The organism is Massilia sp. R2A-15 (genome assembly GCF_030704305.1).
GTDB lineage: Bacteria > Pseudomonadota > Gammaproteobacteria > Burkholderiales > Burkholderiaceae_D > JAFCUW01.
In genome coordinates this window covers 4,940,914-4,962,751 of record NZ_CP131935.1, presented here as the reverse complement: position 1 = coordinate 4,962,751, position 21,838 = coordinate 4,940,914, and the positions used below count along the sequence as shown (strand labels likewise).

General features: G+C 64.0%; 18 protein-coding genes. 8 read left to right on the top strand and 10 right to left on the bottom strand.

Going from position 1 to position 21,838, the window contains the following annotated elements; all coding sequences use genetic code 11:
• Positions 1–15: 15 nt before the first annotated feature.
• Together Q4S45_RS22855 and mutY are read left to right on the top strand one after the other, a co-directional pair.
• Positions 16–1,944 (top strand): dynamin family protein, encoded by a 1,929-nt coding sequence (locus Q4S45_RS22855; RefSeq protein ID WP_305512180.1) that lies wholly within the window; start codon positions 16–18, stop codon positions 1,942–1,944.
• Positions 1,941–3,032, top strand: coding sequence for an A/G-specific adenine glycosylase (gene mutY, locus Q4S45_RS22850; protein WP_305507871.1), 1,092 nt, complete (start codon positions 1,941–1,943; stop codon positions 3,030–3,032). The genes Q4S45_RS22855 and mutY overlap by 4 nt, the downstream gene beginning before the upstream one ends.
• A gap of 90 nt (positions 3,033–3,122) precedes the next feature.
• Here mutY and Q4S45_RS22845 read toward each other — a convergent pair whose 3' ends face one another.
• The 8 genes from Q4S45_RS22845 to Q4S45_RS22810 are packed head-to-tail and all read right to left on the bottom strand — an operon-like array spanning position 3,123 to position 13,297.
• Positions 3,123–4,259: a deoxyguanosinetriphosphate triphosphohydrolase gene (locus tag Q4S45_RS22845; protein WP_305507870.1), complete on the bottom strand. Its 1,137-nt coding sequence runs from the start codon at positions 4,257–4,259 to the stop codon at positions 3,123–3,125.
• Positions 4,256–5,878 (bottom strand): bifunctional shikimate kinase/3-dehydroquinate synthase AroKB, encoded by a 1,623-nt coding sequence (gene aroKB / locus Q4S45_RS22840; protein WP_305512179.1) that lies wholly within the window; start codon positions 5,876–5,878, stop codon positions 4,256–4,258. The genes Q4S45_RS22845 and aroKB overlap by 4 nt, the downstream gene beginning before the upstream one ends.
• A gap of 44 nt (positions 5,879–5,922) precedes the next feature.
• Positions 5,923–8,187 carry an Ig-like domain-containing protein gene (locus tag Q4S45_RS22835; RefSeq protein ID WP_305507869.1) on the bottom strand — a complete coding sequence of 755 codons (2,265 nt, stop codon included), beginning with the start codon at positions 8,185–8,187 and terminating at the stop codon, positions 5,923–5,925.
• A 41-nt stretch (positions 8,188–8,228) separates the two neighbouring features.
• Complete coding sequence (gene pilQ, locus Q4S45_RS22830; protein ID WP_305507867.1) at positions 8,229–10,379, bottom strand: type IV pilus secretin PilQ; 2,151 nt, start codon at positions 10,377–10,379, stop codon at positions 8,229–8,231.
• A complete protein-coding gene (locus tag Q4S45_RS22825; protein ID WP_305507865.1) occupies positions 10,376–10,918 on the bottom strand; it encodes a pilus assembly protein PilP in 543 nt (180 codons plus the stop codon). Before Q4S45_RS22825 ends, pilQ begins: the two co-directional genes overlap by 4 nt.
• Positions 10,915–11,583 carry a type 4a pilus biogenesis protein PilO gene (locus tag Q4S45_RS22820; protein WP_305507863.1) on the bottom strand — a complete coding sequence of 223 codons (669 nt, stop codon included), beginning with the start codon at positions 11,581–11,583 and terminating at the stop codon, positions 10,915–10,917. Before Q4S45_RS22820 ends, Q4S45_RS22825 begins: the two co-directional genes overlap by 4 nt.
• Positions 11,584–11,600: 17 nt before the next feature.
• Complete coding sequence (locus Q4S45_RS22815; RefSeq protein WP_305507862.1) at positions 11,601–12,224, bottom strand: PilN domain-containing protein; 624 nt, start codon at positions 12,222–12,224, stop codon at positions 11,601–11,603.
• Positions 12,224–13,297, bottom strand: a complete 1,074-nt coding sequence (locus tag Q4S45_RS22810) for a pilus assembly protein PilM (RefSeq protein WP_305507861.1) — start codon at positions 13,295–13,297, stop codon at positions 12,224–12,226. The genes Q4S45_RS22815 and Q4S45_RS22810 overlap by 1 nt, the downstream gene beginning before the upstream one ends.
• Before the next feature lie 350 nt (positions 13,298–13,647).
• Between Q4S45_RS22810 and Q4S45_RS22805 the strand changes: the two genes are divergently transcribed.
• The 4 genes from Q4S45_RS22805 (at position 13,648) to Q4S45_RS22790 (ending at position 17,819) form a co-directional block, all read left to right on the top strand.
• Entirely contained in the window at positions 13,648–15,999 is a 2,352-nt protein-coding gene (locus Q4S45_RS22805) for a penicillin-binding protein 1A (RefSeq protein ID WP_374046067.1), read from the top strand.
• Between the two features lie 518 nt (positions 16,000–16,517).
• Positions 16,518–16,898 carry a hypothetical protein gene (locus Q4S45_RS22800; RefSeq protein ID WP_305507860.1) on the top strand — a complete coding sequence of 127 codons (381 nt, stop codon included), beginning with the start codon at positions 16,518–16,520 and terminating at the stop codon, positions 16,896–16,898.
• A gap of 113 nt (positions 16,899–17,011) precedes the next feature.
• Complete coding sequence (locus tag Q4S45_RS22795; protein WP_305507858.1) at positions 17,012–17,305, top strand: hypothetical protein; 294 nt, start codon at positions 17,012–17,014, stop codon at positions 17,303–17,305.
• Between the two features lie 160 nt (positions 17,306–17,465).
• Positions 17,466–17,819 (top strand): DUF2489 domain-containing protein, encoded by a 354-nt coding sequence (locus Q4S45_RS22790; protein WP_305507856.1) that lies wholly within the window; start codon positions 17,466–17,468, stop codon positions 17,817–17,819.
• Between the two features lie 1,542 nt (positions 17,820–19,361).
• Here the strand turns inward: Q4S45_RS22790 and cyaY are convergent.
• Positions 19,362–19,688, bottom strand: a complete 327-nt coding sequence (cyaY, locus tag Q4S45_RS22785; RefSeq protein WP_305507854.1) for an iron donor protein CyaY — start codon at positions 19,686–19,688, stop codon at positions 19,362–19,364.
• Between the two features lie 41 nt (positions 19,689–19,729).
• Here cyaY and Q4S45_RS23255 point away from each other — a divergent pair, with 41 nt between their 5' ends.
• Positions 19,730–19,909, top strand: a complete 180-nt coding sequence (locus Q4S45_RS23255; protein ID WP_374046066.1) for a lipoprotein — start codon at positions 19,730–19,732, stop codon at positions 19,907–19,909.
• A 2-nt stretch (positions 19,910–19,911) separates the two neighbouring features.
• Positions 19,912–21,189 carry a diaminopimelate decarboxylase gene (gene lysA, locus Q4S45_RS22780; protein ID WP_305507852.1) on the top strand — a complete coding sequence of 426 codons (1,278 nt, stop codon included), beginning with the start codon at positions 19,912–19,914 and terminating at the stop codon, positions 21,187–21,189.
• On the opposite strand, the gene Q4S45_RS22775 is transcribed toward lysA, so the two are convergent.
• Entirely contained in the window at positions 21,182–21,838 is a 657-nt protein-coding gene (locus Q4S45_RS22775) for a sulfite oxidase heme-binding subunit YedZ (protein WP_305507850.1), read from the bottom strand. The genes lysA and Q4S45_RS22775 overlap by 8 nt on opposite strands.

Sequence of the window (21,838 nt, the reverse complement as noted above, 5' to 3'; positions counted from 1 at the left end):
CGGCAGGAAAACATGATGGTGCACGATTTTCAACATTACAGCGAATGGCGCGAGGGCGTGGCGGGCGCGTTGGCGAGCTACCAGATGTGGGTCAACGCGGCCGAGCTGACCGACGCCGCCACCGAGCAGCGCATCGCGCGCGCGCTTGGGCGGCTGGCCGACGACAAGCTCTCGATCGCCTTCGTCGCTGAATTCTCGCGCGGGAAATCGGAGCTGATCAACGCGATCTTCTTCGCCGACTACGGTCAGCGCATCCTGCCCTCGGCCGCCGGCCGCACCACCATGTGCCCGACCGAGTTGATGTACGACCCGGCGTGGCCGCCGTCGCTGCGCCTGCTGCCGATCGAAACGCGCGCCGGCCACCAGTCCACCAGCGACTACCGCGACGACGCCTCGGCGTGGACCGTGTTCCCGCTCGCGCTCGACGCCGGCGACGCCATGCACGAGACCTTCAAGCAGGTCGGCATGACGAAGCGCGTTCCGGTCGAGGAAGCGCAGCGCTACGGCCTGTTCGACGATACCGACCCGGATGTCGCGGGCACGGTGGACGCCGACGGCATGGTCGACATTCCGCTGTGGCGCCACGCGATCATCAACTTCCCTCACCCGCTGCTGAAACAGGGCCTGGTGATCCTCGACACCCCGGGCCTGAACGCAATCGGCACCGAACCCGAACTGACGCTGAACCTGATCCCGAACGCGCACGCGGTGCTGTTCATCCTGGCCGCCGAAACCGGCGTGACCAAGAGCGACATCGAAGTGTGGCGCAACCACATCGGCCCAGGCGCCGGGCGCATCGTAGTGCTGAACAAGATCGACGCGATGTGGGACGAGCTCAAGACCGAGGCGGAGAATGACGCCGAGATCGAGCGCCAGCAGGCCAGCGTGGCGCAGCTGCTCGCGCTCGAGCCGCGCCAGGTGTATCCGGTGTCGGCGCAGAAGGCGCTGGTCGGCAAGATCAACGAAGACATGGCGCTGCTGGAGAAGAGCCGTCTCGGGCAGTTGGAGGCGGCGCTGTTCAACGAGCTCATTCCGGCCAAGAAGGACATCATCCGCAAGCAGCTGTCGGACGACATGGCGCAGCTGGTGGGCGCGCAGCACGCGATGCTCAACGCGCGCATCCGCGACATCGTCGAGCAGCTGCATGAACTGAAAAGCCTGCGCGGCAAGAACCAGAGCGTGGTGGCGCACATGATGCGCCGCATCGACGTCGAGAAGAAGGAATTCGACGCCAGCCTGATGACGCTGGCCGGCACCCGTTCGGTATTCGCGCGCCTGTCCACCGAGCTGTATTCGTCGCTGGGCATGGACACCGTGCAGGCGGAGATCGAGACCGTGCGCGAAGGGATGCAGGCGAGCCGCTTCGCCACGCGCATGCGCGGCCCGGTCAAGGTGTTCTTCGACCAGGTGCGCGGCCATCTCGCCGAGTCCGACGTCAAGATCGCCGAGATCGGCGCGATGATGGAATCGATGTACCGCAAGTTCACCACCGAGCACGGGCTGTCGCTGTCGCTGCCGATGCTGTTCTCGCTCGAAAAATACCTGCTCGAGATCGACACGATCGAGGCGGTCTACCAGAAGCAGTTCGGCACCACGACGCTGCTGATGACCAGCCGCGGCGCGCTGATGGAACGCTTCTTCGATTCGATCGCCTCGCGCGTGCGGCGCAACTTCAGGGCGGCGAACGCCGATGTCGAAGCGTGGCTGAAGGTGATCATGGCTCCGCTCGAAGCGGAGATCCGCAAGCACAAGGAGCAGCTCAAGCACCGCGTCACCTCGATCCAGCGCATCCACGAAGCGACCGACAGCCTGGAACAGAAGATCGAGGCGCTCGAGGCCACCCAGGGCGACCTGGAACGGGTCAAGGCGCAGCTGCAGCAGCTGGCCGGCGGCGTGACGCAGGCGCTGCAATCGGAACGCGTAGCGCTGGAAGCGGCGGCGTGAAGCGCCTGACCGAATTCGACGAGCTGGCCGATCCGACTTTTTCCGCCGCCGTCATCGACTGGCAGCGCCAGCACGGCCGCCACGCGCTGCCGTGGCAGAACACCACGGACGCCTACCGCATCTGGCTGTCCGAAATCATGCTGCAGCAGACCCAGGTCGCCGCGGTCCTCGGCTACTACGCGCGCTTCCTCGAACGCTTTCCGACGGTGGAATCGCTGGCCGAGGCGCCATCGGAAGACGTGATGGCGCTGTGGAGCGGACTTGGCTACTACACCCGGGCGCGCAACCTGCACGCCTGCGCCAAGCGCGTGGTGGCCGAGTATGGCGGACAGTTCCCGGCCGATCCGGCGCTGCTGGCCGAGCTGCCCGGCATCGGCCGCTCCACCGCCGCGGCGATCACCGCGTTCGCGAACGGCACGCGCGCGGCTATCCTCGACGGCAACGTCAAGCGTGTGTTCGCGCGCGTGTTCGGCATCGACCAGTACCCGGGCATCAAGCCAGTGGAAGACGCGCTGTGGCGGCGCGCCGACGCGCTGCTGCCCGAAAGCGGCATCGAGCGCTACACGCAAGGCTTGATGGACCTGGGGGCAACGCTGTGCACGCGCTCAAGTCCTTCGTGCGAGCGTTGTCCGCTGCGCGAACGCTGCGTCGCCTTTGCGAGCGGCCGCACGGCGGAACTGCCGGTGCGCAAACCGAAAAAGACCAATCCGGAGAAGCGCGCGGCGATGCTGGTGATTGTCCACGGCAGCCAGGTACTGCTAGAGCAGCGCGCCGACAGCGGCATCTGGGGCGGCCTGCTGTCGCTGCCGGAAGCGGATGGTCATCTGTCCGTGGATGAAGCGGCGCCGGACGTGCTGACGGCCGCGGGCAGGTTCGGCGAAGTGGAAGAGGTGCAGGCGCTGCTGCCGCTGGTGCACGTGTTCACGCATTACAAGCTGCATATTTATCCGCACCGGATCGCGCTGGCGCAGCGCGCGCAGGTCGATGGCTGCATGTGGTGGAATCTGGATGCGATCGCTGACGCTCCCCTGCCCGCGCCGGTCAAGAAGCTGCTGATCGAGCTTTCGCGCCCCAGCCTCTTCGCCTGAAAGATGGGGTCAGGTCCGCAGGACCAGACCCCGGCTTCGTTGGCGTTCGCAGGCTGGGGTCTGGTCCTGCGGACCTGACCCCATTTTGATTCACAGCTCGTCGATCGAGAAAATGCGGCGGTGCTCGCGGATCGCGTAGCGGTCGGTCATGCCGGCAATGTAATCCGATATTTTGCGCGCCTGGCGCCCCACTTCCCCACTCGCATCCTGGTAATCGGGCGGCAGCAGCACCGGATCCTTCATGAACGCGTCGAACAGCTCGGTGACGATGCGACTCGCCTTCACGCGCATCCGGTTGACCTGGAAATGCCGGTACAGGTTCGCGTGCAGGAAGCGCTTGAGCGCCGTCGTGTCGGCCTTCATCTGGTCGGAGAACCGGATCAGCGGAGGCCCCGCGCGCACGTCGTCGATGCTGCGCGGCGCGGCGTCGGCGATCCGCTCGGCCGATGTCGCCACCACATCGGCCGTCATCACCGTGATCATGCGGCGCGATGTTTCGTACAGCGCGCGCCGGCCCGGCAGGCCCGGATACTGCGCTTCCACCGCGCGGCGGTGGCGCGCAAACAGGTCGACCTCTTCCATTTGCGCCATCGTGATCAGGCCCGAACGCAGGCCGTCGTCGATGTCGTGGTTGTTGTAGGCGATTTCGTCGGCCAGGTTGGTCAATTGCGCTTCCAGGCTGGGCTGGGTCTTTTCCAGGAAGCGCAGCCCGAGTTCGCCCAGCGTGCGCGCATTGGCCGCCGAGCAGTGCTTGAGGATGCCCTCGCGCGTTTCGAACATCAGGTTCAGGCCGTCGAAGTCGCCGTAGTGCTCTTCGAGCTTGTCGACCACGCGCAGGCTTTGCAGGTTGTGCTCGAAGCCGCCGTAGTCGCGCATGCATTCGTTGAGCACATCCTGGCCGACGTGGCCGAACGGCGTGTGCCCGAGGTCGTGCGCCAGCGACACCGCTTCGACCAGGTCTTCGTTCAAGCGCAGGCTGCGCGCCAGCGTGCGGCCGATCTGCGCCACTTCGATCGAGTGCGTCAGCCGCGTGCGAAACAGGTCGCCTTCGTGGTTCAGGAATACCTGGGTCTTGTATTCGAGCCGGCGGAAAGCGGTCGAGTGGATGATGCGGTCGCGGTCGCGCTGGAATTCGCTACGCGAGCCGGGCGGCGCTTCCGGGAAGGCGCGCCCGCGCCCTTGCGCGGAATGGGCCGCGTAGGGCGCGAGGCGGTCGTCGAAGTTCATGGCGCCACCACGCAGGCGGCGAGCGTCTCGAGCAGCAGCGCGCGCGGGGCGCCGCCGATGCTCGGGCTGCCCAACGGCTTGAGCAGGATGAACTTGATGTCGCCGCCTTCGTTTTTCTTGTCCACTTCCATCAGTTCGAGCCAGCGCTCGGCGCCCAGGTCGGGCGCGACGGTCGGCAGCCCCGCCGCGGCCACCAGCGCGCGCACGCGCCGCACCGCGGCGTCGTCGATGTAGCCCATGCGGCGCGACAGGTCGGCCGCCATCACCATGCCGCAGCCGACCGCTTCGCCGTGCAGCCAGACGCCGTAGCCGAGGCCATTTTCGATCGCGTGGCCGAAGGTGTGGCCGAAGTTGAGGATGGCGCGCAGGCCGCCCTCGCGCTCGTCCTGGCGCACCACGTCGGCCTTGATCTCGCAGGAGCGCGCGATCGCGTGCGCCAGCGCGGCCTGGTCGCGCGCCACCAGCTTGCCGATGTTCTGCTCGATCCAGTCGAAGAAGGCGGCATCGATGATCGCGCCGTGCTTGATCACTTCGGCCAGGCCGGCGGCCAGCTCGCGCGCCGGCAAGGTGGCCAGCGTGGCGGTGTCGGCCAGCACCGCGCGCGGCTGATAGAAGGCGCCGATCATGTTCTTGCCAAGCGGGTGGTTGATGCCGGTCTTGCCGCCCACCGACGAGTCGACCTGCGCCAGCAAGGTGGTCGGCACCTGCACGAACGGCACGCCGCGCATGTAGCTGGCGGCGGCGAATCCGGTCAGGTCGCCGATCACGCCGCCGCCCAGCGCCACCAGCGTGGTCTTGCGGTCGCATTTGTTGGCCAGCAGCGCGTCGAACACCTGCATCAGCGTTTCCATCGTCTTGTACTGCTCGCCGTCCGGCAGCACGATCTCGATCACTTCGCGTCCGGCAGCGCGCAACGGCGCCGCGACCCGTTCCAGGTACAGCGGCCCGACGGTGGTGTTAGTGACGATGGCAACCTGGCGGCCCTTGATGTGCTGCGCCAGCGGCGCCGGGTCGGACAGCAGGCCGGGGCCGATCGCAATCGGGTAGCTGCGCTCGCCAAGGTCGACAGTGAGGGAAATGGTGGAGTGCTGGGTCATCGATGAAGTGGCCGGCGTGCAGCGCGCGCGGCGCGTGGCCTCGAGCGCCTCGAGCTGGTCGAGTATGGTCTGGACCATCGATTGTACGTTAGGCCGGCCGGTATCGATGACCAGCTCGGCGATTTCGCGGTACAGCGGCTCGCGCTGCGCCGTCAGTTCCTCGAGCTTGCGGCGCGGATCGGCCGTCTGCAGCAAGGGCCGGTTCTTGTCGTGCGCGGTGCGCACCATGATGCTGTTGACGTTGGCGCGCAGGTAGACCACGGTGCCGCACGATTTGAGCAGGGCGCGGTTCTCGGCGCTGAGCACGGCGCCGCCGCCGGTGGCCAGGACGATGCCGCCTTCGGCACACAACTCGCGGATCACTTCCGATTCGCGGCGCCGGAAGCTTTCCTCGCCTTCTATTTCGAAGATCCACGGAATCGAGGCGCCGGTGCGCGCCTCGATCTCATGGTCCGAATCGACGAAGCGCATGCCCAGTTTCCTGGCGAGGATGCGGCCAATTGTCGTCTTGCCCGCCCCCATCAGTCCTACTAAAAACACATTCTCCATCGGCACCGCTTGCTTGGTTAGTTGGCGTCTCCGCAAGTCGACGACCGTCCATAAGGGCTGACCGCACCTGGCGGGGCCGTGTTCGGGTTGCCGAAGTCGGCGGCAGATCCGCGAAGCACAGTATAGCCTAGGTAGCTTCCTTCCGAGCCGGCCACCTGGCCGCGGATGATGAAATCGACGTCCATCCAGTAGGCGCGATCGCGCGGGTAGAGCAAGGAAACTGTCGCGGTTCCGCTGGCGTCGGTCTTGCCGCTCGAAGTGATGTTCATTGGAATCACTGGGTCGAGCCGGCCGTTGTGGTTGGCGTCCTCACTCGCTGCAAGCACGCCGTCGCGGTTGACGTCTTCGTTGTTGCAGGGGGCCGGCGTCGATGGCTGCGGCACCCATGGGCCGCTCGGGCCAGACAACACCATGATCCCCTTGCCATAGGTCCGTGGCGACACCGAGGCGGTGATCGTCACGTTGGGAACGGCATTGCCGGCCGCGTCCGTGACGAACACCACGTAGTCGACCTGGTAGGTCGACGATGTCGGCGTGATCACCGTGTTGCCGGTGCCGGCGCTGATGAACAGCGACTTCTTCGCCACCGTCAGCGTCGCGGTGGCGCTGGCGGCGGTCACCGGACTCTGGATCGTTGCGCGGATCAGGACGCCATCGGCGGCGGTGGCGGTGGTGCCGGCAGTGTAGCTGACGGTCGCTGAACCGTCGCTGCCCGTCATTACTTCGGAAGGCTGGGTTAGCGTGCCGCCGCTGGCATCGCTGACGATGGAGAAAACCACCTTGGCGTTCTTGACCGGGTTGCCCTGGTTTGCGCTGTCGAGAACGACGGCGCGCAGGGTTGACTGCTCGGTCGAGCTGCCGGCGGCGTTCGCGCCGATTACCGCGGGAGTGGCCTGGAGGCTGATTACGGACGTTGCGGTCAGCGGCGCCACGAATTCGAGGGCGCGCTGCACGCTCGAGCCGGTGGCGCTGGAATTGGCGGTCAGCGTGGCCACGCCTGGGCTGTTGGCCGAAAGGTATACACGAGCCGATCCCGATGTCAGCGGCACCGCCGTGTTCAGCGGCGATGCGCAGGCGGCGTCGCTGTACACGGTGCCGCGGGAAGAACTCACGGAAACCGTGCCGCCTTGCGGTACGCCGGCCACGAAATTAGTGACCGCAACCGGCACGCAAACGTTCGTGCTGGCCGTCGACAGGGCCGCGCCATTGGCGTCGACCGCGCTGACCGTGAAGTTGGATGCGACCACCATGACCGCCGCCGTCGCGGTTTCGCCGAGGGCGCGCACGGTGATGGTGTCGCTACCGGCTTTGGCCGCCGTGTAGGTCAGGGTCAGCTTGCCCGCGCCGTCGGTCGCGGCCTGGCTGGTCGCGCCCGACTTGCTGACAACCGTGTTCAGCGCGGCCGAGAACGTGACCATGCGGTTCGACAGCGGAGTACCGGCCGAATCGACCAGCAACACGGTGACATCGCTGACGGCGCCAACGTTGGCGGTGCCGGGCGCATTGATCGCAAGCTTGGTGCCGACCACATTGACGGTCACGGTGGTTGCAGCAGCGCCGGCCGCGGTGCCGGTCACGGTGATGGTGCGGGTGGTCGGATCGGCGCCGGTGTCGAGGCTGACGATGGCCACGCCGGACGTGTCGGTTTTCTTCTGCGAGGCCGACAGCGAGCCCGAATCGGTGGCGAACGAGACGGTGGTGCCGGGCATGACGACGTTGTTCGAATCGAGCACCAGCGCGCGGATTTCGACCGCGGTGCCGGCCGCGCCGGACGACGGCAGGCTGCCGCTGGCGGCGGTCAGCACCAGCTTCGGCGCGGTCGCCGCGGCGCTGACGACCTTCACGACCCTGGCAGCCGAAGTGATGCTGCCGGCCGACGCGGTAATGGTGATATCGCGCGGGCTCGGGTCGCCCTTGACGCTGAGCTTTTCGGTCACCGAGCCGGTGGCGTCGCTGACGCGGTTGGTGTTGCTGATGGTGCCGGAATCGGCCTTGAACGACACCGTCGCGCCCGGCAGCGCATTGTTGTTGGCATCCTTGACGATCGCCGTCAGCGTCACTTCGGTGCCGTCGGCGCCGGAGGCGGAAATCGTCGCCGCGCTGGCGATCAGGGTGATCGACGCCGGCGCGGTGCCGGTGCTGCTGCCGCCGCCGGTCTGGCCGGGCACCGTGCCCGGGCTGCCGCCGCCGCCGCCGCATGCCGCGAGAACGGTCGCGGCCAGGCTGCCGGCCGCCAGGGCTCGGACTTTATGCCATGAAAGATTGTTCAGGTATGCAAACATTTGTTTGTTCCAGTAATTGAATTGGTGAGTGCGGTTGCGTGTCAGCGCGTCGGCGCGGTGTCGGCCACAATCTTCGGCGTCAGGAACACCAGCAGCTCGGTCTTGGTCGACTCGCGCCCGGTGGTCTTGAACAGGTGGCCGACGACGGGCAGGTCGCCCAGCAGCGGGACCTTGCTTTCGTTGTTGCGGTCGGCCTGCTGGTAAATGCCGCCGAGCACCACGGTGCCGCCGTTTTCCACCCGCACCTTGGTCTTGACGTGCTGCGAATTGATCGCGAAGCCGGCCGGCGTGACGTCACCCTTGGAGTCCTTGTTCACTTCCACTTCCAGCACGACGTTGCCGTCCGGGGTGATCTGCGGCGTCACTTCCAGCCGCAGGTTGGCCTTCTTGAAGCTGATCGACGTGGCGCCGCTGGCGGTGGCGACCTGGTACGGCAGCTCGATGCCCTGCTCGATGACCGCGACCATCTTGTCTTCGGTCAGCACGCGCGGGTTCGACAGGATCTTGCCCTTGCCGTCCGCTTCGAGCGCCGACAGTTCGAGGTTCAGGAAGCGGTTGGCGGCGGCCGAGAACAGGCTGAACGCCACCGTGGCCGGCGGCACCGAGCCGATCGCCGCGGCCGGCAGGTTGAGGAACTGCGAGTTGGCGAACGCGTCGGCGCCGCCGACCTGGCCGGTGGTCTGGCCGACACCGTTCAGGTTGCCGCCGATGGCGACCCGGTTGTTGCCATTGACCTGGTAGCCGGAGTCGCCGCCGCGCTGGGTGCGCAGGTCGGAGAAGCCCAGCTTGGAGCCGAGCGTGCGGCTGAAGCTGTCGTTGGCCTCGACCAGGCGCGCTTCGATCAGCACCTGCTTGGAAGCGACGTCGGTCTTGAGGATCAGCTTGCGGATGTCGTCGAGCTTGGAGGCGATGTCGGTGATGAACAGCTGGTTGGTGCGCGCGTCGATGATGGCGCTGCCGCGCTTGGACAGCACGCGGTTGGCGCCGCCGTCCAGGCCGATCACGGTGCGGAAGGCCTCGGCCTTCTGGTAGTTCAGCTGGAACACTTCCGAGCGCAGCGGCTCGAGGTCGGCGATCTGGGCGCGCTGCTCGAGTTCGAGCTTCTCCTTGGTCAGCAGTTCTTCCTTCGGCGCGATCCACAGCACGGTGCCGTTCTTGCGCATGTCGAGGCCCTTGGCCTGCAGCACCACGTCGAGCGCCTGGTCCCACGGCACTTCCTTCAGGCGCAAGGTCAGGTTGCCCGTCACCGAATCGCTGGTGATGATGTTCAGGCCCGAGATATCGGCGATCGCCTGCAGCGCGGCGCGCACTTCGACGTTCTGGAAGTTGAACGACAGCTTCTCGCCGCGGTAGCCCTGGGTGCCCTGGGTCAGGCGGTTCGGGTCTTCCTTGATCGGCTTGACGTCGATCACCAGCTGGGTGTCGCTCTGGTAGACGGTCTGCTCCCACAGGCCCTTCGCTTCGATCTTCATGCGCACGTTGTCGCCCTGCGGCACGGTGGTGATCTGCGACACCGGGGTGCCGAAGTCGGTCACGTCGAGGCGCCGGCGCAGGCTAGGCGGCAGGCCGGTGTTCATGAAGTCGACCAGCACGGTGTTGCCGACCTGGCGCACGTCGACGGCGACCTGGCTGTTCGGCAGATCCACCACGATGCGGCCTTCGCCGTTGGCGCCGCGCCGGAAGTCGAGGTCGCGCAAGACCTGGCGGGCGGCGGCCGGGCGGGCCTGCGCGGCGACCGGCAGGCCGGCGCTGTTGACGGCCTGGGCCACGCCGCCGGAACCTTCGACGGTGACGATCACCGACTTGCCGTCGATCGCGGTGGCGTAGTTCAGCGCCCGCTTGAGGTTGAGCACCAGGCGGGTTCGCTCGCCGGCCTGCACCACGTTCACCGCGCGCACGTCGCCCAGGTTGATGTCCTGGGTGCTCTTGCCGGTGGCGTTGCTGGTGGCGCCGAAGTCGAGCGCGATGCGCGCCGGGTTGGTGATCGAAAAGCCGATCGGCAGCTTGGCCGGCGCGTTCTTCATGGCGATGTTGACCACCACGTTCGAGCCCTGCTGGTTGGCGGTGATCGATTCGATCGCGTTATCCTGCGCCCACGCCGTCGCCGCCGAGAAAGCCAGGACCAGCAGTGCGCCCGCGCGCGCCAGCGAACCCGTCAGGGCGGCGGCGCCGTTCATTTTGAATGCGATCATTTCCTGCTCTCCTTACTTTCCTGCAATTCCAGCTTCGACAGGCGCTCGACCCACTCGCCGGCGGCGTCCTGAACCACTTCCTTGATTTGCACCACGTTCTCGCTCACCCCGGTGACCAGCCCGTAGTTCTGGCCGATGCGCTGGCCGGCCTTGACCTGGTACACCGACCGGTCCACCTGCAGCAGCGCGTAGTTGACGCCGCCCTTCTGCAGCACGCCGACCATGGTGAAGGCGTCCAGCGGGAAGTTCTCCAGCAGCTCCTTGCGGCGATTCATGTCCGGCTTGTACTTGTTGTCGTCCGACTTTTCGGCCGCGCGCGCCAGTTCGGCCAGCAGCTTGTTCGGGCTGAACGGATCGACCTGCTCGCGCGCCGTGTAGGCAAACGGGATAAAAGTTTTCGGCTCGGCGATCGGCACCACTGTGACCTTGGTGTCCTTCTTGACCTGGGCCATCCAGTCCTTCACTTCGCGGACGTCGCTGGCGCCGCAGCCGGCCAGCAATGCCGCCAGCGCTATCGCAGCTATGCGCTTGATCGTCATTTCGGTGCCCCCTGCTGTTTCTTGGCCGCAGCGCGCGCCTTGCGCTGCGCGCTCGCTTCCTCGGGATCGAGGTAGCGGAAGGTCTTGGCCACCGCGTCGAGCATCAGCACGCCGTCCTTGCCCGCGGTCAGGGTCATGTTGTTGAGCGTGACGATGCGCGGCAGGTTCGCCATGTCGGCGGCGAAAGCGCCGATGTCGTGGTAGCTGCCCGACACCTTGATGTCGATCGGCTGCTCGGCGTAGTAGTCGCGTACCACCACCTGGCCCGGGCGGAACAGGTCGAACTGCAGGCCGCGGCCAAGGCCCGCCTGGTTGATGTCCGACAGCAGCGCCGCCATCTCGGCCTTGTTCGGCAGCTGCTTCTGCAGGCGGTCGACGTACTGGTCGACCTGCAGCTTTTGCGCCTGCAGGGCGTCGAGGTTGATCGCCTGCGCGATTTTCAGCTTGTATTCCTCGCGCAGCTTCACTTCGGTCTGGGCCAGCGTGTCCTCTTCCTCGAACTGGCCGCTCCAGTAGCCGAAGTAGCCGAGCGCGACGACGGCGGCCATCACGCCGGCGGCGCACAGCACGCGCGGCGCCAGCGGCCACATGCCGGGATGGCGCCCCGCCAGGCCCTGGAACTGGCCAGCCAGCGATGCGCCGATGTCTTTGAGATTGATATCCATAAACGGTCCGTTGCGCGCTACTTGATCGGGGCTGCGGCCGGCACGGCGGCGCCGGCGGCGACGGCCTTGGCGGCGTCCTGGTCGCGCGGGCGCTTGATGCCCACCGCCAGCGTGAACTCGACCACCTTCTTGCCGGCCTTGCCCTGTGCCATCGTCGAAGCCTTCACTTCGGTCAGCTCGGGACGCTCCAGCCACGGCGAGGCGCCGGTCAGGTTGCGCAGCAGTTCGGCCACGCGCTCCTGCGACTGGGCGTAGCCGGACAGGACCACGCGCTGGCCCTCCTGGCGGAAGTTCTTCAGGTACACGCCGGACGGTGTCTGGCGCACCAGTTCGTCGAGCAGGTACACCGGCTGGTTGCGGTCGCCTTGCAGGTCCTCGACCGCCTGCTGGCGGGCCTTGAGCGCTTCGATTTCCTGCTTGAGGGTGGCGATCGCCGCGATTTTCTTGTCGAGTTCGGCGTTGGACTGGGTCAGCACCAGGTTGCGTTCGTTCTGGATCGAGATGCGCGAGGCGTTGTAGCCGCCGACCACCAGCACCACCGCCACGCCGAGGATGCCGCCTAAGGCCATCAGCGCCACGAAGGCGGTTTTCTTGAGCTTGCGCTTCGCTTCCCGGTGTGGAAGCAGGTTAATTCTGATCATCAGCCAAATCTCCTCAGCGCGAGGCCGCAGGCGACCAGGTAAGCCGGCGCTTCGGTGCGCAGTTGCGACTCGCGCACGTCGGCGCCGAGCTGCATGCCCTTGAACGGCGACACCACCGCGGTCGAGATCTTGGTGCGGCTGGCGACGATGTCGAGCAGGCCGGGGATCATCGCGCAGCCGCCGGCCAGGTACAGCTGGTCGACGCGGGTGTACGGGGTCGAGGTGTAGAAAAACTGGATCGCGCGCGTCACTTCCAGCGCGGCGTTCTCGAGGAAGGGGCCGAGCAGTTCGGCCTGGTAGCCCTCCGGCAGGTCGCCGGTTTTCTTCTTGGCGTCGGCCTCCTCGAACGACAGGCCGTAGGCGCGCACGATATCCTGGGTCAGCTGGTTGCCGCCGAACGGCTGCTCGCGCTCGTAGATTGTTTCGCCGCCGGCCATCACCGAGATGTGCGTCACGCCGGCGCCGATCTGGAACAGCGCGACGATCTGGTCGGCCGCGCCGGGCATGGCCGCGGTGACCCGCTCCAGCGCGGCGCGCGCGGCGTACGATTCGATGTCCATCACGGTGGCGGTGAGGCCGGCCGCTTCGGCGATCGCCACGCGGTCCTCGACCTTTTCCTTGCGCGCCGCGGCCAGCATGACGTCGATGTCGTCGGGCGAGTTGGCGGCCAGGCCCAGCACGTCGAAGTCCAGGCTCACTTCGTCGAGCGCGAACGGGATGTACTGGGAGGCTTCCGACTCGACCTGCACCTCGAGCTGGTCTTCCGACAGCCCGGCCGGCAGGATGATTTTCTTGGTGATGACGGAGGCGGGCGGCATGCCCAGCGCGACCAGCTTGACGCGGGTGCCGCTTTTTTTCCAGACGCGGCGCACCGCTTCGGTGACCTGCTCCATGTTTTCGATATTGCCGTCAACCAGGGCGCCGCGCGGCAGCGCTTCGGAGGCGTAGCGCTCGAGGCGCAGCACGCCTTTGCCGGCGTCGGCCAGCTCGACCAGGCGCACGCCCGACGTGCTGATATCCAATCCCACCAAGGGGGGACTGGATTGTCCGAACAAGGAACTCAGATTGACCATGACGCGCGTGCTCCTCACCTGCCCACTGCAACCGCTGCAAAAGTTTCCTTGCAGAACGAATAATGAAACTGCCCGAAACCGGGTAATTTGTTTATAAAACCGCCACTTAGGTCACCCAAGGTGAGGCATTACATTAAATCGTAGCAACATTAAGACGGGAGTGTAAAGGTATTTCTGCACTGGAACATTCTGGGTACGGGCGGATAAACGACACTCTATGAACCGGGCGACATCTTAGTTGTCGGCCGGTTCACAGCCATCTTGAGCGGGGGTGTCGGCACACCGCGGCGCGTGCATAATGCACCTACCTTATAATGAGCCGCATCAATATATAGAGAGAATCGACCCGCATGAGTGTTTCGACAACCGACGGCAAAAAACCGGCGCCTGGCCGCAAGGGCCCGATGACGCCGCGGCGCATCGCCTTCATCGTCCTGGGCGTACTGGCCGGCACCGCGCTGGCCGCGCTGCTGGTGGTGGTGTTCGCGCTGGCGATGGCCTACCCCAACCTGCCGGCGCTCGACACCCTGACCGACTACCGTCCCAAGATGCCGCTGCGGGTGTTCTCCGCCGACGGCGTGCTGATCGGCGAATTCGGCGAGGAGCGCCGCACCCTGACGCGCTTCAAGGACATCCCGGACGTGATGAAGAAGGCCGTGCTGGCGATCGAGGACGACCGCTTCTACCAGCACGGCGGGGTCGACTACACCGGCATCCTGCGCGCGGCCGTGCACAACGCCGCCGGCGGCGCGCGCCAGGGCGCCTCCACCATCACCCAGCAGGTGGCGCGCAACTTCTTCCTGTCGTCCGAGCAGACCCTCAAACGCAAGGCCTATGAAGTGCTGCTGGCCTGGAAGATCGAGCAGAACCTCACCAAGGACCAGATCCTCGAGGTCTACATGAATCAGATCTACCTGGGCCAGCGCGCGTTCGGCTTCTCGTCGGCGGCCCAGATCTACTTCGGCAAGAACATCAAGGACCTGACCGTGGCCGAAGCGGCGATGCTGGCCGGCCTGCCGAAGGCGCCGTCCGCCTACAACCCGGTGGTCAACCCGAAGCGCGCGCGCACGCGCCAGCAGTACATCCTGTTCCGCATGCACCAGCTGGGCTACATCACCGACGCCCAGTTCGAGCAGGCCAAGGCCGAGCCGCTGAAGATCAAGACCGACAGCGCCGAATTCGGCGTGCACGCCGAGTACGTGGCCGAGATGGCGCGCCAGCTGGTGTACGAGCAGTTCAAGGAAGAGACCTACACGCGCGGTCTGAACGTATTCACCACCGTGACCAAGGCCGATCAGGATGCGGCCTACCTGGCGCTGCGCCGCGGCGTGCTCGAATACGAGCGGCGCCACCCGTACCGCGGGCCGGAAGCCTACATCGACATCCCGTCGTCCAAGGAAGAAGCCGACGAAGCGATCGAGACCGAGCTGGCCGAGCATCCGGACAGCGACGACATCGTCGCCGCGATGGTGCTGGCGGCCAGCCCGGCCGGCATTACCGCGGTGACGGCGTCCGGCGAGGAGATCAAGATCAGCGGCGCCGGCCTGGCGTTCGCGCGCGAGTGGCTCACCGAAAAGGCGGCGCCGAACCGGCGCATCAGGCGCGGCGCGGTGATCCGCGTGACCAAAGAAGGCGGCCCGGCCTGGAGCATCATCCAGATGCCGGAAGTCGAATCGGCGTTCGTCGCCGCCGACACGACCGACGGCGCAATCCGCGCGCTGGTCGGCGGCTTCGACTACAACCGCAACAAGTTCAACCACGTCACGCAGGCGTGGCGCCAGCCGGGATCCTCGTTCAAGCCGTTCATCTATTCGGCTTCGCTCGAACGCGGCCTGTCGCCGGCGACCGTCATCAACGACGCGCCGATCAGTTTCGATGCCGGTCAGACCGGCGGCCAGGCGTGGGAGCCGAAGAACTACGACGGCAAGTACGACGGCCCGATGACGATGCGCAAAGGTCTGACCAAGTCGAAGAACATGGTCTCGATCCGCATCCTGCACAAGATCGGCGCCAAGTACGGCCAGGAATACACGACGCGCTTCGGCTTCGATCCGGACAAGAACCCGCCTTACCTGACGCTCGCGCTGGGCGCCGGCGCGACCACGCCGCTGCAGATGGCCGGTGCTTATTCGGTATTTGCCAATGGCGGCTACCGCGTCAGCCCGTACCTGATCTCGAAGGTGACCGACGCCGACGGCAAGGTGCTGTCGCAGGCGATTCCCGACAAGGCCGGCGTGGACGCCAACCGCGTCATCGACGAGCGCAACGCCTTCCTGGTCGACTCCATGCTCAAGGACGTCGTCAAGTACGGCACGGCGACCAAGGCGCTGGTGCTCAAGCGGCCCGACATCTCGGGCAAGACGGGCACCACCAACGACTCGATCGACGCCTGGTTCGCCGGATATGCGTCGCACCTGGTGGGCATTGCGTGGATCGGCTACGACCAGCCTAAGAACCTGGGCAACAAGGAAACCGGCGGCGGACTGGCGCTGCCAATCTGGATCGGCTACATGCAGAAGGCGCTGAAGAACGAGCCGGTGACGGAGCGCGTAGTGCCAGCCGGGCTGGTGCAGGCGAGCGACGGCGAGTACTACTACGCAGAGAATCCGCCGGGGACGGGGGTGCAGAGCCTCGATGTCGGCACGCGCGGCACGCCGGCGGAAGAAAAGACCAAGGACGCGGTCAAGAACGAGCTGTTCTGATCGAAGATGGGGTTAGGGGGCTGGCCCTGCGGAACGGCCCCCTCATGAGTTGTAGTAGCTCAGACTCGACCTGACCACATCGGTCGCATCAGTTAAAACGTATCTTCGTCCGCTACCGGCCAGAAGCGGACATAATTTTCACATCGGCGACCCATCTTCGATCCACTTAGGCGCTACCTATGACTGCTAACGCGAAACGAATCTGCTGCTGGTCGGCTGCTGCTGCACTGTTGATAATCGCGTTGTACTCCGCAATGGGCGTCCTCCAAGCTGGCAGCATCTATGATGGCGAGCGCGCGCTCCAGAACCTTCGCTTCTGGGGATCGATCACAGTATTTAGTCTTGTCGGGAGCATCGTCTTGAGTCTTTACGCAATGCGTTTGAGGAATACCACGCCGCGACAATAGGATGAAAGCAGATGTCCGCTTCGGGTCGCAAGCGGACGGCCACACTAGGTCCGCTAACGGCCAAAAGCAGCCGTTCCCGTTACTTCGCACGCCTACATGGAGCTATGCGTTATGAAGCTAGGTACAAAGACTCTTTCTGTGATCTTTGCTACGGCGATCGTTCCACTCGATAGCTTTCTCATTATTTCTTATAGTCAGGAAGCGGCGGATAGCATTGGGTGGTGGACGATCGCAGGTGCAGCCTTTACACAAGTTGTTGTTTTCTTAGTCGGTGTGATTGGAGTGGCAAGGAAAATCAGCTTGATACGTCAGGGACAATTCAAAGAGCCGGGACACAGCTACGGAAACTACATACCGGTGGTTGTCCTTGGTTTCGTGGTCGCTGGACTTGGCCTCTCGGCTACTTTATTGCAAATTGGAATAGTATGTCCCAATAGCAGACTACCTGCCGTGCGCGGGCAGCCGACGTGCCCACCTCACAATCGCCAGTAATACCGGGCGGAAGCGGACACAGCCGCCCTAGTGTTGCGCACAATCGTCATCAAGCGGCCAATAGCGGCCGGTCAGTGAGGAATCCCTTCAGTGTATTGAAAGAAAGCCGTCGTATGAAAAAACTTGGTGATTTTCTTGTAATCATGGGGTTCGGATTGCTTTTATTCTGGCAAGCTTCGTACTCCATTAGCGGCGGCGGAGTAAGACCAGTTCTCACGATCGAGTTTGCGAAGATAGAAAAATATGGCCGCCCATGTATCCCCGTTGATGAAGTAAGTGCAATTGCGATAGACACGGCGCATCGGATGTATGACGCGCAGCCTTTGTATGTCATTCCCGGTTGTTTAATGTTATTAGGTTTTCTGTTGAGTCGTCGGCGCAATCCGATCAATCAAAAGGATGAATGATCGGGTCATTGCACTTGAGTGGTCGAACATGTGAGCCATCGACCGATGTCTGCTTCGGGGCGGAAGCGGTCGCCCAGCAACGGCTTCAATCGGCCAATAGCGGTCATAACGAGGCGTGCAGCGTGTACCTAGTGTTCCCCCTTATCACAGTGAGCTCCGTATGCCTGAATACTTAAGCCACAGCGATTATGTCAATTCCAAACGACGGCAGGTAGTCGAGACAGCACAGGCGATGCTGGATGGGCAGTTATGTTACTTGATCGGCTCACGACGGCTTTCTGCTCTTCGTCATGAGGTTGATATAGCGAATAGTGACGCTGACTTTCTAATCTTTGTCGGCATCGATTCTGATACCGATGCGCTTCCGCTTGGCGAGGTACGACGGCACTGGAGTGCGGAGGCGTTAGCCAAACTAGAGCCTGAAATTCAAAGCGCCGAGGCGTGGGCAGCTAAGGTAGGCAGCGAGGCTTGCAGATCGTTGATAGCGCGATTCGCTGAGCAAGAGGCGGGATGATTTAAGGTTATTCGCGGACGTCTGCAATGGGTCGGTTGTGATCTACCACCTGCAGGCAGCACCCGGCTAATAGCGGATCTTCGGATATGGTATTTCACATGTTAGTCTTGTGATATGGCACAAGTCAAAAAATTCGCCCGAAACGCATCTCGCGCTATCGCGATTGTGGTGTCAGTCGCGGCTTGCGCGTTCGTTTTCCAATATTACATTCGTCTTCGGTTGCTGGAGCATACCGTCGTGGTCGTCGTGCCCGGGAAATGGGTGTGGGTCGAGTGCCGGACGCGGTTGTTTTCGGCAACGATAGAGGAAGTGAGGATGTCGGGAATAATGGTCTCTGTCGACGCGCCGCTACCTGTCGGATTACCGTGCAACGAACTCGGCATCACTGCTCAGCGCGACGGCAAGTATTTTTTCCCTTTTCGCACGGTGCTGGGCTTAACAGTAAATGGTGACAGAGTCTGGTCAAATCCGAATTCAATTTAAATTCTGCCTTGCACCGCCGTTGAGGTAGGTTATGCGGTATCAAACGACTGCTTTGGTTGTGGGAGCTGCCGATTATGGAAGGCTGAAACCGGCCAATAGCGGTCGATTGATGCTGCGCTCGAGGACGTGATAATGCAACCTAACCAAAAAACATACAAAGCAATAATTTGGGAAACCCCATCGAGTGTTGGGAAGCGAGTTAATGTCGTAGCCGAATGCCTTGACGACGCGCGACTCAAGCTCGAAGAGAAGTTCGGCAAAGGCACGGTATTCAATTTACACAACTAAATTGACGCTTCAATGCCGAGATAAATCAGTCCGCTTCGGGTCGCAAGCGGACGGCCACACTAGGTCCGCTAACGGCCAGTAGCAGCCATACCGATGCCTGAGGATTAAGAGACTAATGCGGCTACTACCCCATCAACAAAACGTGGATGCATTACGCGACCTGGCTTGCGCCGGACTCGACATGCTATCGACGAATCAGTTTGAATTGCTAGTAGAACGTTATGGCTACGCAACGGCGCTCGGACGTGATCCAGTCGAGGCAGTAAGGGGCGACTTGGTCCAAGCACTATCGGATGCATCAGGAAGTGAACTTCTACCAGTGAGGTCGAGCGACGTGCCCGTAGCCTATTATCAAGGGAATGCCTCGTGCCTTCGCGCTGCGATTGATTGTGAGGTGCCTACCCAAGGCGGCAGAAGCGTATGGATTAGCTTCGTCGTTACCGGGACTGAAAGCGAGCAATTCTTTATCTTGGAAGACATTTGCGCAAACGCTTCGCCAGAGTCTTGAGGTCTGCGCAGGCCGGTTGCATGGTAGCTGAAGGTCCGCAATGGGTCGAAAGCGGCCCGTCGTCCGACGTTGCCGAATGACTTGCAAGTACTTTATTGCACGAGCTCTTGGCACCGAGCGAAGTTGCGTTTCGGATGTGAAAAAGCCGCCCAACTGAGCGGCTAGTTCGTCCCAAGCAGAAGCCAACTGAATGGACAAGGCAAGGGACGAGTGGTAGTTGAATCAATCAACTTATTGACGCCCTTGTCAACAACTCTCCGCGTCTACAGCGTGACCGCGACGCCACCCTGGGCGCTGGCCAGCGCCGACAGCGCCGCGAACAGCTCGCTGCCGTCGCGCGTGTTGATCCACTGGCCATCGACGCGCTTGTAGTGGAAGCCGCCCGACTTGGCCGCCACCCACATCTCCTGCATCGGCGCCTGGCTGTTGATGATGATCTTGCTGCCGTTGTCGATGAATTCGATCTCGAGTACATTGCCGCTGCGCTTGCACTCGACATCGAGCAGGTCCTCGTCGTTGAGCTGGTCCATCTTCGATTCGATCTGGTCCAGCGTGGATTGGGCCAGGTCCAAAAATTCTGTTTCGCTCATGCTACACTCCAAGGTCTGCTAATCAAACCGTGATTCTAATCGTGAAGTCCACCCTTGCGCTCGTTATCGGCGCCGCCGCGCTGCTGGCCGGCTGCGGCCAGACCGGCCCGCTGTACATGCCGAAGCCGCCCGCCAGGCCGGCGCCGGCCGCCACGCCAGTGCAGCCGCCCGCGATTCCGGTTGCCCCCGTCACCATCCCTACTCCCGCTGCCCAACAATAAACATGTCGCACTTTAATTACCAAGACGGCGTCCTGCACGCCGAAAGCACATCCCTGTCCGATATCGCCGCGCAATTCGGCACGCCGACCTATGTCTATTCGAAGGCGGCGCTGGTGGAAAACTTCGATTCCTACGCCAACGCCTGCACCGGCCGCGACGCGCTGGTGTGCTATGCGATGAAGGCGAACTCGAACCTGGCGATCCTCGACATCCTGGCCCGCCGCGGCGCCGGCTTCGATATCGTCTCGGGCGGCGAACTGCTGCGCGTGCTGGCCGGCGGCGGCGACCCGTCGAAGGTGATCTTCTCCGGCGTCGGCAAGACCGTCGATGAAATGCGCCTGGCGCTGTCGCACGACATCCTGTGCTTCAACGTCGAGTCGATCCCGGAGCTGCACCGCCTGAACGAAGTGGCGGGCAGCATGGGCCAGACCGCGCGCGTGTCGCTGCGCGTGAACCCTAACGTGGACGCCAAGACCCACCCTTACATCGCCACGGGCCTGAAGGCCAACAAGTTCGGCGTCGCCTTCGTCGATGCGCTCGACACCTACCGCGCCGCGGCCGCGCTGCCGCACCTGGAAGTGGCCGGCATCGACTGCCACATCGGCTCGCAGCTGCTGGACGACGCGCCGCTGCTCGAAGCGCTCGACAAGCTGATCGAACTGATCGACACGCTGGGCTCCGAAGGCATCGTGCTGCACCACCTCGACATCGGCGGCGGCCTTGGCATCGACTACGGCGAAGCGGGCGAAGCGGCGCCAGTGGCGGTGGGCGACTACCTGGGCCGCCTGTTCAAGCGCATCGACGCCTGGCGCGCCGAGCGTTACGACGGCGCCCCGATCAAGGTGATCTTCGAGCCGGGCCGCTCGATCGTCGGCAACACCGGCGTGCTGCTCACCACGGTGGAGTTCCTCAAGCAGGGCGAAGAGAAGAATTTCTGCGTGGTCGACGCGGCCATGAACGACCTGATGCGCCCTGCCCTGTACCAGGCCTGGATGGGCGTGCAGCCGGTGGTGCAGCGCGACGGCTCGGCCAACCTGTACGACGTGGTCGGCCCGGTGTGCGAGTCGGGCGACTGGCTGGCGCGCGACCGCATCCTGTCGGCGCAGCAGGGCGACGTGCTGGCCATCATGAGCGCCGGCGCCTATGGCCTGACGATGTCCTCGAACTACAACACGCGCGGCCGCGCCGCCGAAGTGATGATCGACGGCGGCCAGGCCCACCTGATCCGCCAGCGTGAAAATCCGGCCGACCTGTTCGCGCTCGAATCGCTGATCAAGTAAGCGATCCGCCGCGCCGCGCGTTTGCCTGCACGGGCGCGCGCGGCGCCGGCTTCACCAGCTTCCAGTACAGTCTCACTCCCAGCAGCACCGCGACGATAACGCCGAAAATGATCGGCTGCTGGAAGTCATGCTTGCCCGCCTTCATCCACCAGAAATGCAGGATCCCCAGCGGCGCGATCACGTAGATCAGCCGGTGCAGCCACTGCCAGCGCTTGCCGCCCAAGCGCTTGATCATGCCGTTGGTGCTCGTCACCGCCAGTGGAACCAGCAGCACGAACGCAGTGAAGCCGACCGTGATGAAGGGCCGCTTGAGCACATCCTTCCACATCTCGGCCAGGTCGAAGAAGTGATCGAACCAGATGAACGTCATGAAGTGCAGGCAGGCGTAGAAGAACGCGAACAGCCCCAGCTCGCGGCGCAGTTTAATGAGCCAGTTCCAGCCGGTGAAGCGGCGCAGCGGCGTCACCGCCAGCGTGATGCACAGGAAGTACAGCACCCAGTCGCCTGTGCCGCGCGTGATGTGTTCCAGCGGCTCGACCAGTTGCTGCGTGAGGGTCAGGTAAGCCATCTTCGCCACCGGAATCAAGCCCAGGGCGAAGATGCCGGCCTTGATCGCGAAGACCTGGCGCGGGGTCGGGTTCAGTGCCAT